Here is a 12,726-nt window from a genome sequence, read left to right as displayed (position 1 = left end):
TCCCGGCCAGCCTACTGATGAGACTGACTTCCTACACCGACTACGCCTTGCGCAGCCTGATTTTCCTGGGCTTGAACCGCGGCCGCCTGGTCACGATCCAGGACATCGCGGACTTGCACGGCATCTCCAAGAACCACCTGATGAAGGTGGTGCACCAGCTCGGCGTCAGCGGGATGGTCGAGACGGTGCGCGGCCGCAACGGCGGCCTGCGCCTCAAGCGCGAGCCGGCCGACATCAACATCGGCGCCGTGGTGCGCAATACCGAAACCGATTTCTACATGGCCGAATGCTTCGACCCGGACAAGGTTGGCTGCGCCTACTCGGCGTCCTGCACGCTGAAGGGGGTGCTGAGCGCGGCCACCGCGGCCTACCTCAAGGTGCTCGATGGCGTGACGCTAGCCGACATGCTGGTCAACGTCAAGACCGGCGAGCGGCCCGGCGCGACCAGCCCGGTAGTCATTTATCCGCGCGAGCCAGTGACCCTCTAGCGTCCCAGCAGGCGCGCAAGGCGCTCCACCGCTTCCTCGATGCGAGAATACTTCGTCGCGTAGGAAAACCGCACATGCCGCTCGGGCGCCGCGAAACCGAAATCGGCGCCCGGCACGATCGCCACGCCGGTGTCGCGCAGCACCGCCATGCAGAACGCCGCGCTGTCGCCCGCATCCTTGTGCGCGACCTGGCTGATGTCGGCATACACATAGAAGGCGCCGTCCGGCATGACCGGCACCTGGAAGCCCAGTTCGCGCAGCGCCGGCACCAGGAAGTCGCGGCGCCGCTTGAATTCAAGGCGGCGCTCTTCGTAGGTGGCGATCGACTCGGGATGGAAGCACGCCAGTGCCGCGTGCTGCGCGATCGCCGACGGGCAGATGAACAGGTTCTGCGCCAGCTTCTCGAACACCGGCACCAGCGTTTCAGGCACCACCAGCCAGCCCAGTCGCCAGCCGGTCATGTTGAAGTACTTCGAAAAGCTGTTGACGGTGACCACGCCCGGATCGAATTCCAGCGCGCTTTGGGGCGCGTGGTCGAACGACAGTCCCTGGTAAATTTCATCGACGATGGAAAAGCCGCCGCGCGCGCGCACGGCCGCCAGCATCTGCTGCATCTGCGGGCCGGTCATCGAGGTGCCGGTCGGGTTCGACGGCGACGCGACGATCACGCCGCGCGCGCGCTCGCTCCAACGCCGGTCGACGTCGGCGGCGGTCAGCTGGTAGCGCTGGGCGGCGTCGGACGGCACCAGCACCGGCTTGCCGCCGAAGGCCGAGACGAAGTGGCGGTTGCACGGATAGCAGGGGTCGGGCATCAGCACCTCGTCGCCTTCGCCGACCAGCGCGGCGCACGCCAGCAGCAGGCCGGCCGAGGCGCCCGCGGTGATCACGACGCGGCGCGGATCGACGGCCAGGCCGAAGGCGCTGGCGTAGTGAGCGGCGATGGCTTCGCGCAGCGGCATCAGGCCGAGCGCGTCGGTGTACTGGGTCGAGCCGGCGCGGATCGCCTCGACGGCGGCGTGGGCGACGCGCTCGGTGGCGGTGAAATCGGGCTCCCCGACGCTCATGCTGATCACGTCGACGCCGGAGCGGGCCAGTTCGGCCGCCGCCTTGACCACTTCCATCACGTGGAAGGGCGCGATCGCGTGGACGCGCTGCGCCACCTGCAAGGCGTGCGCCGCTTTGGCTTCGACTGCATCCGTCATGCTGATCCTCATCGCTGCTTTGATAAACCACTATCTTATCCGAAGCCTGAAGTTTTCGTTACCGGTTGCCGGCGACCTTCGCGCCGGCCAGCGAGAGAACCGCGAAGGGTTTATCCTTCTGGCCATGGACAATTCACTGACATTCAAAATCGACGGGATGACCTGCGCGTCATGCTCGGCGCGGGTCGAACGCGCGCTGCTGAAGGTGCCGGGCGTGGGCGCGGCTAGCGTCAACCTCGCGACAGAACAAGCAACCGTCGCCCTGAAGGATGAGGTCAGCGCGTCGACCCTGGTGGCGGCTGTTGAAAAGGCGGGATACAAGGCAGCCGAGATGCGCGAAGAGGCCCCGGCGCCGGCGCGCGAGCTGCCGGCCTGGTGGCCCGTTGCGGCATCGGCGCTGCTATCGCTGCCGCTGGCCGCGCCGATGCTGCTGCAGCTGGCGGGCGTGCACTGGGCGCTGCCCGGCTGGTGGCAGCTGGCGCTGGCCACGCCGGTGCAGTTCTGGCTCGGCGCGCGCTTCTACCGGGCCGGCTGGCACGCCGCGCGCGCCTGGAGCGGCAACATGGACCTGCTGGTGGCGATCGGCACCAGCGCGGCCTATGGCCTGTCGCTGTACCTGCTGCTGGCCAATCGCGCCGGCCACTTCTACTTCGAATCCTCCGCGGTGGTGATCACGCTGGTCCTGCTCGGCAAATGGCTGGAGGCGCGCGCCAAGTTCCAGGCGATCGCGGCGATCCGCGCTCTCGAATCGCTGCGCGCGCCGGAAGCGGTGGTGCGGCGCGACGGGCGCGACATCGTGGTGCCGATCGGCGCGCTGCGGGTCGGCGACACGATGGTGGTGCGTCCCGGCGCGCGCGTGCCGGCCGACGGCGAAGTCGTCGTAGGCGCCAGCGAGCTTGACGAATCGCTGCTCACCGGCGAAAGCATGCCGGTGACTAAGCATCCCGGCAGCCGCGTGACCGGCGGCGCCGTGAACGGCTCCGGCCTGCTGGTGGTTCGCGCCGGCGCGGTCGGCGCCGACACCATGCTGGCGCGGATCATCAAGCTGGTCGAGGACGCGCAGGCGGTCAAGGCGCCGATCCAGCGGCTGGTCGACCAGGTCAGCGCGGTGTTCGTGCCGGTGGTTCTGGTCATCGCCGCCGTGACGCTGCTCGGCTGGGGCATGGCGGCGGGCGACTGGCAGCAGGCGCTGCTCAACGCGATTTCGGTGCTGGTGATCGCCTGCCCGTGCGCGCTCGGGCTGGCCACGCCGGCATCGATCATGGCCGGCACCGGCGTCGCCGCCCGCCACGGCATTCTGATCAAGGACGCGGCGGCGCTGGAGACGGCGCAAGCGGTCGACGTCGTCGTGTTCGACAAGACCGGCACGCTCACCGAAGGCAAGCCGGCGCTGGTTGCGATCGACGGCGGCGATGAAGCGCTGGCGCTGGCGTGGGCGGTTCAGCAGTTCAGCGACCATCCGCTGGCCAGGGCGGTGTCGGATGCGGCGCTGGCGCGCAACCTGGCGCTGCCGGCGGCGCACGGCGCCGAGGCGCTGCCGGGGCGCGGCGTCAAGGCCGTCGTCGGCGAGCGCGTGGTCTGGCTCGGCAACCGGCGCCTGATGGACGACCTGGGCGTCGCAGTCGGCGCAGAAGAAGCGGGTCGCACCGTGTCGTGGCTGGCGGCCGGCGTTCCGGGCGACACGCGCCTGATCGGGATGCTGGCGTTCGGCGACGCCGTCAAGCCGTCCGCAAGGTCGGCGGTGGCTGCGCTGGAGGCGATGGGCGTGAAGTGCGTGATGCTCACCGGGGACAACGCCGGCAGCGCCGCGGCGGTGGCGGCCGCCGTCGGCATCGCCGATTTCCGCGCCGAGGTCCTGCCGGCCGACAAGAGCAGGGTGATCGAGGAATTGCAGCGCGCCGGGCGCAAGGTGGCGATGGTCGGCGACGGCATCAACGACGCGCCGGCGCTGGCCGCGGCCGACATTGGGATCGCCATGGCAGGCGGCACGGACGTGGCGATGCACACGGCCGGCATCACGCTGATGCGCGGCGATCCGGCGCTGGTGGCCGATGCGATCGCGATCTCGGACCGGACCTGGCGCAAGATCCGCCAGAACCTGGGCTGGGCCTTTGTCTACAACGTGTTCGGATTACCGCTGGCGGCAATGGGGATGCTGAACCCGGTGTTCGCCGGCGCGGCGATGGCGTTCAGTTCCGTCAGCGTGGTGACCAACGCCTTGCTGCTGCGGCGCTGGAAGCCTTCAGCGAATATGCGGAATCTCACATAACGACTTGCTGCCCGTGACCGCGCAGGTATTCCGCACCTTGCCGTCGAGGTCCCAGACTTTCACGGTCCACGCGTCGGCCCCGGCGCGCTCCATGGTCATGTAGCCGAAGCCGTCGATCCACGAGCTGATGCCGGCCACCACCGCGCCGGGCGCCGGCGACTCGTTTGGCGGCAGCGTCTCCGGCAACGGAACGATGTCTTCGGCGGTGCCGGAGAAGCCGCTGACGAACTGGGTCGGGTGATCGCTGCTGAAGCTGACCTGCTCCCACAAGTGCACGTGGCCGGACAGCACCGCCTTGACGCCTTTGGGCAGCATGCGCGGATCGAGTGCGCCGTAAGCGTCCTGCAGGCCCTTGTCGCCCTTGAACAGCCGCACCTCGCCTTCATTGTTGCGGGTGGCGCCGAACGCGAAAATCGGATGGTGGTCGACTGCGATGTTATATGGGGCCTTGCTCGACAACTCTTCCATCTTGCGGTAGTCGGCGCCGAATTTCGCCATGCGCGGGTCGTCCGCTTTCAGCCCCCGGAACGTGGTGGCCGAGGTGTCGAGCACGATCAGCTGCGCGCCGCCGCCCAGCGGCACGGCGTACGGATCGCTGAAGTTGCCCTGCATGTCGTTCGCCGCGTCGTTGCAGTCGCGGCCCGCCAGCAGCGCACGCGGATCGAGGAAGCGCCACCATCCTTGCCCGCCGCGCGTGCACGATTCGTGGTTGCCGCGCGCGGCCACCCACGGCGCGGCTTCCAGCAGCTTGCGGCCGGGCGTGAAGAAATCGGCGTCCCACGTGTCCCAGCCGTAGCCCCACGGACTGCCGGCGCAGCCCGTGCGGTCGGGCGGGCAGGCGTTTTCGCGGTAGTGATAGTCGCCGACGTGCACTACCAGGTCGGGGCGCCAGTCCGCCGCCAGCGCGGCGATGCGCGCGAACGGGTAGGCGGCCGGGCGATTGCAGTCCTGGTAGTCGCCGCCGCTCTTGTTCTTCTTCACGCGGCAGCCGGTGTCGCCGATGACGACGATGCGGTCCACGTGCGCGCGCGGCAGCGCAAGCGCGCGGCCGTCGACCGAGGCCTGCGCGGTGCCGGCCGGGATAGGCGCTTCGCACGTCAGCACCGGGAATGCGCTCGGTTTCGAATCCTGCGGCGCCGATTCGGTGGCGCGCTGGGCGATCGTGGCGGCTGGGGCGCGCAGCGCCATCGGGATATCGAGCTGGTCGATGCGGATCGATGGGCAGGACGGCGCTGGCGTGACGACGCGGGCGACGGCGGCGCCGTCTTCACCGATCACGACGAAGGAAGCCAGCATCGGCGGGCGTGCCGGCGCGGCGCAGCCGGCCAGGGAAAGGGCAGCGGCAAGCAGGGCGGCGCGCATCGGCGTGAGGACAGACAGGGACATGGGGAACCCGGTGGGCAAAACGAGCAATCTAACCCATCCTTGCGGCGCCGTCCATCCGTTGTTCGGTAGCGAACAGAGAATCCGGCCCCGTCGGATATACTTGCCCGCTGGGATCAAATAATCGGAACGAACATAGTGAACGAACAGAGCAAACGCGCGCAGGAACGACTGAAGCAGCTGGCTGGCGGCATCCGCGACAGGGCGCACTCCGGCTACCTGCACGCGCGGGGCTATCTGATGGGTCACTCGCCGCTGATGCGCGCCGCGCTGGTCGCGCTGTGGGCGTTCGCGGCGCTGATCGCGCTGCTGCTGGCCTATGTGCTGATCCTGATCCCGGTCACGCCCGGCATCAAGGACCTCAAGCAGGCCCGCGCCGCGCGCGCGTCGACCATGGTGTCGGCCGACGGCAAGGAGCTGGCCAGCTTCGACCAGGGCTTGCAGGAGCGCGTGAAGCTCGCCCAGGTGTCGCCGAACGTCGTCGGCGCGCTGGTCGCCACCGAGGACAAGCGCTTCTACGATCACCACGGCATCGACATCAAGCGCACCGCCGGCGCGATTTTTTATAGCCTGAAGGGCGACGCGCAGGGCGGCTCGACCATCACGCAGCAGCTCGCGCGCAACATGTTCCCCGAGGAGATCGGCCGCTCGCGCAACCTGAACCGCAAGCTCAAGGAGCTGATCACCGCGCTGAAGATCGAGGCGACTTACAGCAAGACCGAGATCCTGGAAGCCTACCTGAACACTGTGCCCTTCCTGTACAACACCTTCGGCATCGAGATGGCCGCGCGCACCTATTTCGACAAGCCGGCCGCGCAGCTCGACATCCTCGAGAGCGCGACCCTGGTCGGAATGCTGAAGGGGACCAACTACTACAACCCGGTCACCAATCCCGAGCGCTCGGTCCAGCGCCGCAACGTGGTGCTGGGGCAGATGGTCAAGGCCGGTATCATCAACGACGCGCGCTACAGGCAGTTGATTCGCCGGCCGCTGCGGGTGCATTTCGCGCGCCAGGCCGAGCGTCCCGGCACCGACACCCACTTCACCGCCTACGTGCGCAAGTGGCTGATCGACTGGGCCGACGAGAACGACTACAACCTGCAACTCGATGGCCTGGTGGTGCATACCACGCTCGATTTCGACCTGCAGAAGGCGGCCTTGCAGGCGGTCGACCGCCAGGCCAACGCGCTGCAGGCGGTGGCCGACGTCGAATGGAGCCAGCCCGGCATCAGCACCTCCGGTTCGACCGGCGCCTACGCCGCCGCGCGCGGGTCGGTCAAGCCGTTCCAGTATTTCTGGCAGTCGCACGGCGCGCTGGCCGACGCCTTCGTGCGCGAATCGGCCGAATACCGCAAGGCGGTCGAAGACGGCGAGGCTCCGGGCGCGGCGCTCAAGCGCCTGAAGGCCGACGGCAAGTTCATCGCCAACCTGCGCGCCGCGAAGTCGCGCCTCGAAGCGGGCTTCGTCGCGCTCGATCCGGCCAGCGGCGAAGTGCGCGCCTGGGTCGGCAGCCGCGACTTCCAGCGCGAGCAGTTCGACCACGTGGTCAAGGCGGCGCGCCAGCCGGGATCGACCTTCAAGCCGGTGGTGTATGGCGCCGCGCTGGAAAAGGGCCTGACGCCGGACCATCCGTATGTGGACGCGGTGATGAACATCAAGGCCGGAGACGGCACCATGTGGCGCCCGACCGACATGACCGGCACCACGGGCGGTCGCATGACGATGCGCGACGGCCTGGTGTTTTCGAAGAATACGATCACCGCGCAGGTGATGCAGGACGTCGGCCTGCCGAACATCATCAACCTGGCCAGGTCGCTGGGCATCAACCAGAGCAAGCTGCAATCGGTGCCGTCGCTGGCGCTCGGCACCAGCCCTGTGACCCTGCTGGAAATGGTCAACGCGTATGCGACCATCGCCGCGCAGGGCGACTACCGCAAGCCGGTGTTCGTCACCCACATCACGGACCGCGACGGCAAAATCATCGCGCGCTTCGGCGCCGAAGCGCCGCGCCGGGCGATGTCGCAAGCGTCGGCCGTGACGCTGATCGACATGATGCGCGGCGTGATCAACCGCGGCACCGGCACCGCGATCCGCAGCCGCTTCGGCATCACCGCCGACGTCGCCGGCAAGACCGGCACCACCCAGAACAACGCCGACGGCTGGTTCATCCTGATGCACCCGAACCTGGTGGCCGGCGCGTGGGTCGGCTTCAACGACAACCGCGTGGCCATGCGCAGCGCGTACTGGGGACAGGGCGGGCATAATGCGGTGCTGCTGGTGGGCGACTTCTTCAAGGCGGCCCTCGACAGCGGCAAGCTCGACCGAGCCGCGCAGTTCCCGGGAGGGCCGAAGATCGCGCCGGCGCCGACGGACGAGCAGCAGATGGAAGTGATCGAAGAAGGCGGCGACATGCAGCAGGACGGCGTGCCGCCACCTGCGCCCGCGCCGGAACCGGTGATCGTCGAGGAGCCGGAAGTGCCGCAGGAGCAGGAGGAGCGCCGCCGCAACCGCGACGCCGAGGTCGACCGCCAGATCCAGCAGGACCGCCAGCGCGAGATCGACCGCCAGCAGCGGCAGGAGATCGAGCGCCAGTTCCAGCAGGAGCGCCAGCAGGAGCGGCGCCCGCCGGATTCGCCGGACGCCTGATCTGTTGTGAAATCACTTCACCCGGACGGATAAATGCCGGTGAAGTGAATTAGTGCTGGATGGCCGCGCAAGCTTCGGATAAAGTTGTCGAAATTATATTTTCGCACAATGAGGCTGTCATGCGCCTGATGAAACGCTTGTTCGCACCCAAGCCCAAGAGCCAGGCGCACGTCGTCAGGCGCGCGGTCGAGGTGATTGACCGTGTGATCTTCGATGTCGGGATTCACACGCTGGTGGCCGGCACCTTCGTTCTCGACCGGCGAATGCGTCTGCGTTTCATTGGTGTGCCGATCGTGCGGCGGCGCGGTGTGGTGGCGGCGGTGCAGGTTGCCCACATCGAGGAATCGGATGCGCTGCGCGCGATGTCCGTTGGCGCGGTCGACCCCGTGCTGTTCAAGGGGGAATGCGCCAGCCTGGCGCACGCGGTGGTGCGCGAACTGGGGCACCAGCTGCCGGCGCTGCGGGCATTGCCCCTTGCGGAAGCCGCGGGCCAGCTTCGGGCTCAGGTCCAGCGGACCTGACCACCACCTTACACCCAGGACGAGCGCAGGGCGGCCGACTCGAAGTACAGCGTGCGCACCGACGGATTGTGCTTGCGCACGGCGTTTTCCAGCCGCTCGATCGCCTGTTCCACCTCGTCGATGCGCATCCCGCGCTTGAACTGCACCGACGCCGTCAGCAGCACTTCGTCCGGCCCCATTTGCATCGTCAGCACGCGCGCCACCTTGTCGATCGAGGGATCGGAATTGATGATGTCGCGCAGTTCTCCGGTTTCCTCGCGGCCGATGCTCTCGCCGACCAGCAGCGCGCCGGTCTCGCGCGCCAGCGTCCAGGCGGCGCCGACCAGCAGCAGGCCGATGACGACCGAGGCGGCCGGGTCGAACAGTTCGTTGTCGAACAGCTGGCCAAGCCCGATGCCCAGTGCCGCCACCACCACGCCGGCCAGCGCCGCGGTGTCCTCGATGAAAACGGTGAACACCGCCGCGTCCTTGCTGGCGCGGACCGCCTGCCACAGGTTGTCGCCGTCCTTGCGGTATTTGTTGAGGCCCAGGCGCGACAGGTTCCAGCTGTAGCCCTCGAACGCGAAGGCAACCGCCAGCACCACGTAGCTCCAGAGCGCGTTCTCGATCGGCTCGGGATCGATCAGGCCGTGCACGCCGCGGTAGATCGACAGGCCGCCGCCCAGCGAGAACACCGACAGGGCGACGATCAGCGCCCAGAAGTAGACCACCTTGCCGTAGCCGAAGGGGTGGGCCTGGTCGGGCGGGCGCGCGGCATTCTTCTCGCCGATCAGCAGCAGCACCTCGTTGCCGGTGTCGACCGCGGAGTGGATCCCCTCGGCCATCATCGCGGCGCTGCCGGTGATGGCGGCGACGATGAACTTGGCGACAGCAATGCCCAGGTTGGCGAAGACGGCCGCGTAGATCACTTTCTTCGTCGCCGCCTTCTTGTCTTCGCTTGCGGCTGATGCTTGTTTCGGTGCTGCCGTCATTCCCGGTCCTGTTCTCATCGATGCCAAGCGATGAGTGTAGCAATTGCCGAGATGAGGCGGGGGCGGCGTTTCAGCCGTGCGCGCCGGGTCAGGGGCGGGAGTAGTTGTTATCGGTTGCGATCAGCATGGCGCCACAGCTAGTCTTGTGGCCGTGATAGGCGACGCCAACGCCATCAATCGTGTGGCGTTCGTCGCCTTCGACGATGGTTCCCGGGCCGTGTAAAGGGCAAGAACACAAGTCGCCGACCCGAGCAACACCTAAGCCATCGACAGTGAAATAGGTTGCTGTCACATTGGCGACTTCACCGCCGTGGGTGGTCTTGTCATGCAGCCGGATGACGTTCATCCGGCCTCCGATCCACTCGAATGAGGAAGAGGGTCGTGTTCTGTCAACTCCCAAACCGATGCGACCTCTCGAGTCGGATGTTCGCCGCTTAGCTTCTGCCATATGCCACGTTTGTCGAGCAGAACCGCGTTGGGCATAGGCTCGCCCGCGACGACGTGGCGGCGTCGCCCGCCGATCACCAAGCCATTATCTCGACATTCCCACCAACCCGACGCCGGACAAGGACTGCCACTGTCTGCATGGGCTCCTAGCGGGGTTTTGGGCGCGGAATTTTTTTTAGCGGCCTCGCCGGTGGGGCGCACGCGAATGGTGCTGACGAGTTTGTCCCACAACGCCACAGCTTCCTCATCCGTGATACTCGGCGCGACGCTCGCTGTCTGATCGTCCTTGACGCCGGTGTCCAGCTTGATATCCAGTTCCGGCAACAACGAATCTCTCACTGCGCCCAAGCTGACAAACGCGAACTCGTGCGATTCGGTTGTGTGTTCCTGTGCCGGCTTGCGGGCAAGAACTTCAAAACCATTCCAGTTGCCTAACTGCCGCGGGCCACGGCGGAAAAATTTTATCCGGGAATACCAGCTGCCACCTTCCTTCGCGGCGGCGTCCAGACGTTTTTCCAATCCGCTTGACTCAATGAGGTAGTCTTGGTTCTTGACGACGGCGACGGAAAAATGGACATCTGGAAACTCCTTCAACCTTACTCCGATCGAGGCACGTTCGAATTCGGGTTGCAAAGCAACGAAACCGCCTTCTATGCAAACACCTGTTTCCGTAGGGGACTCGTCGTCGGCGCGGAGCCGTAGTAATGTCGCGGTCTTGTTTAAGCTGTTAACCGAGTCGTCCTTGGGATGGGATGCCCCGTGTTGAATAAATAGATCATCGCCAATGGGAATGAAAGATTCGACTGTGTAAGATCCTTGGTCTCTGTAGCCAAAAACTAATTTCTGGCCGGGAGCTGCGCCATCAATAACTTTGCCGAACAGAGAATCGCTAGCGGCGAGCGCGCTACCCTTCAAAAATATTCGGTTCTTTTCAATCTCTACGAGTTGAGCATTTATACGTGTGGATATTGTATGTGCTTCACCCGAGTGGAAATCGATGGGGAAATCCACATCTGTAGGCCCGAAGACCGCATTCGCAGTCGAAGGTATTTCAACAATAAATTGCCCAAAGCAAATCTTTTTCGTTCTTTTAAAGAGTGGTTCAAGTCGTGATGATAGAGCCGTCATGCTGGGCCTCTTTGATGACTGGACTGGATGATCGCAGGCGTTCAGAAACGGTGTTGAGAAGAAAATCAGTGCCGTAAAAGCGACGGTTTTGGTTGATTGTCGTGAAGAACTCATTTTGCAGCCCACACCATGGAATGTGCAATTTTCACAAGGCAGTACAGCGTGGAGCAAAGGGGGCTAGCGCCTTGGTAGCTGTGCTGCCTCGATCTGTGAGAAATTGCAGTTCAACCGGCAATGCAGTGAACTGCTTCAGCGACATCCCGGCTTCTAGCGAAACACACAGCAGCCGGTACTCGATCCCTCCGCAAATCGCTTCGCCGCCGCTGACATTCTTAACCAGGAGCTGGTTTTCGGCCAGTCCACGATCGGTAGCGAAGCGCAGGCGAATGGACGATTCGCTCCACTAAGACCAGCGAACGGATTGGGAAGCGGGATGCCTGTCATGTCGCGATCTCCGTTGAGCGGCGCTGCTGTTCCAAGGTTGGATCGAAGGAAATCTTGCTCCCTATAACAGTTTTTCGATTTGAGTTATCGCAAAAATGCTTAGGCGAAATTCGCGATAGGGCTGGAGCACGTTGCCGGGACGGGTTGGCCAAGCCGGTATGGTTCGGGCTTGCCTTGGGAGGATGCTCACGCTACGAGCTGCGCTTCGGCTGTTCGTGTGCGTGCGCGAGCTGGGGTCGCCGTCACATCTGGCGCGCTTCACCGATCGCGTACTGCCGCACTCGCGGAAGATGCGGGATCGTCAGCGAGGCGCTGCCCCAGAATACCCGGGTGATCGGGCTGGTGAAGTGCTTCGGCTTCGAGGTTGCGCTGGCGCCGAAGGAGCGAACGATGCGCTTATGTCCTTCCGCTGGAGGAGGTCACGACAACGGGCTGCAATGCCCTGTGCCGGCCGCCATCGCGCGCAGCAGTTCCGGCTGCAGCAGCGTGACGTCGCGCTTGTCGACCTTCAGCAAGCCAAGCTGTTTGAAGCGCGACAGCAGCCGGCTGATGCTTTCGATCGTCAGTCCCAGGTAGTTGCCGATGTCCTCGCGCGACATGCGCAGCTGGAAGTGGGTGGCCGAATAGCCGCGCGCGGCGTACCTCGCCGACAGGTTGACGAGGAAGACTGCGAGGCGCTGCTCGGCGCGCATATTGCCCAGCAGGAGCATGACGTTCTGCTCGCGCGTGATTTCGTCGCTCATCAGACGATGGAAGTTGTGCAGCAGCGCGGGCAGGTGGCCGCACAGCTCTTCGAGCTCGTCGAACGGGATTTCGCACACTTCGCTGTCTTCCAGCGCCACCGCGTCGCAGTGGTGGTGGCCGCCGCCAATCGCGTCAAGGCCGAGCAGCTCGCCGGCCATCTGGAAGCCCGTAATTTGCTGCTCACCGGCGGCGTTAACCTGCGAGGTCTTGAAGTGTCCGAAGCGGATGGCGTAAAGATTACGGAACGGCTCGCCCATCTGGTACAGGCGTTCGTCGCGCGCCACACGCCGCCGGCGGCCGATAGCGGCGTCGAGCAAACTGAAGTCGTCCTCATCGAGTCCTGAAGGCAAACACAGCTGATCCGAGCTACAGGCTGCGCAGCTCGGCTTGAATCCATTCGCGCGGAAGGGCGGCGCGATGGCAAAGGGCCGTGGATGGTTCACGTGGTCGGACTCGTGATTCCCGTTCTGCGGGGGACGCTTC

The 12,726-nt window shown here is 65.4% G+C and carries 10 protein-coding genes; 4 read left to right on the top strand and 6 right to left on the bottom strand.

What is annotated here, in order from left to right; all coding sequences use genetic code 11:
- Window positions 1–17 precede the first annotated feature (17 nt).
- Complete coding sequence (locus AC1D02_RS13180; protein ID WP_477317516.1) at window positions 18–488, top strand: RrF2 family transcriptional regulator; 471 nt, start codon at window positions 18–20, stop codon at window positions 486–488.
- On the opposite strand, the gene AC1D02_RS13175 is transcribed toward AC1D02_RS13180, so the two are convergent.
- Window positions 485–1,690 (bottom strand): pyridoxal phosphate-dependent aminotransferase, encoded by a 1,206-nt coding sequence (locus tag AC1D02_RS13175; RefSeq protein ID WP_477317514.1) that lies wholly within the window; start codon window positions 1,688–1,690, stop codon window positions 485–487. The genes AC1D02_RS13180 and AC1D02_RS13175 overlap by 4 nt on opposite strands.
- Window positions 1,691–1,814: 124 nt before the next feature.
- Here AC1D02_RS13175 and AC1D02_RS13170 point away from each other — a divergent pair, with 124 nt between their 5' ends.
- Window positions 1,815–3,959, top strand: a complete 2,145-nt coding sequence (locus tag AC1D02_RS13170) for a heavy metal translocating P-type ATPase (protein WP_477317512.1) — start codon at window positions 1,815–1,817, stop codon at window positions 3,957–3,959.
- Here the strand turns inward: AC1D02_RS13170 and AC1D02_RS13165 are convergent.
- On the bottom strand, window positions 3,933–5,345 hold the full coding sequence (locus AC1D02_RS13165; RefSeq protein ID WP_477317510.1) for a metallophosphoesterase family protein: 1,413 nt from the start codon (window positions 5,343–5,345) through the stop codon (window positions 3,933–3,935). The genes AC1D02_RS13170 and AC1D02_RS13165 overlap by 27 nt on opposite strands.
- Before the next feature lie 135 nt (window positions 5,346–5,480).
- Here AC1D02_RS13165 and AC1D02_RS13160 point away from each other — a divergent pair, with 135 nt between their 5' ends.
- Together AC1D02_RS13160 and AC1D02_RS13155 are read left to right on the top strand one after the other, a co-directional pair.
- Complete coding sequence (locus AC1D02_RS13160) at window positions 5,481–7,988, top strand: penicillin-binding protein 1A (protein WP_477317508.1); 2,508 nt, start codon at window positions 5,481–5,483, stop codon at window positions 7,986–7,988.
- Between the two features lie 119 nt (window positions 7,989–8,107).
- A complete protein-coding gene (locus tag AC1D02_RS13155; protein WP_477317506.1) occupies window positions 8,108–8,509 on the top strand; it encodes a hypothetical protein in 402 nt (133 codons plus the stop codon).
- Between the two features lie 8 nt (window positions 8,510–8,517).
- Here the strand turns inward: AC1D02_RS13155 and AC1D02_RS13150 are convergent, their stop codons facing one another.
- The 4 genes from AC1D02_RS13150 to fnr form a co-directional block, all read right to left on the bottom strand.
- Window positions 8,518–9,480, bottom strand: a complete 963-nt coding sequence (locus AC1D02_RS13150; protein WP_477317504.1) for a cation diffusion facilitator family transporter — start codon at window positions 9,478–9,480, stop codon at window positions 8,518–8,520.
- Between the two features lie 88 nt (window positions 9,481–9,568).
- Window positions 9,569–9,826 (bottom strand): PAAR domain-containing protein, encoded by a 258-nt coding sequence (locus AC1D02_RS13145; protein ID WP_477317502.1) that lies wholly within the window; start codon window positions 9,824–9,826, stop codon window positions 9,569–9,571.
- A complete protein-coding gene (locus AC1D02_RS13140; RefSeq protein WP_477317500.1) occupies window positions 9,823–11,055 on the bottom strand; it encodes a T6SS immunity protein Tli4 family protein in 1,233 nt (410 codons plus the stop codon). The genes AC1D02_RS13145 and AC1D02_RS13140 overlap by 4 nt, the downstream gene beginning before the upstream one ends.
- A gap of 863 nt (window positions 11,056–11,918) precedes the next feature.
- Entirely contained in the window at window positions 11,919–12,686 is a 768-nt protein-coding gene (gene fnr, locus AC1D02_RS13135; protein ID WP_477317498.1) for a fumarate/nitrate reduction transcriptional regulator Fnr, read from the bottom strand.
- Between the last annotated feature and the right edge of the window lie 40 nt (window positions 12,687–12,726).

The sequence above is a fragment of the Massilia sp. P1_C10 genome, assembly GCF_056406475.1.
Note: the sequence above shows the minus strand (reverse complement) of the source record. Positions and strands in the feature narration are given on the sequence as shown.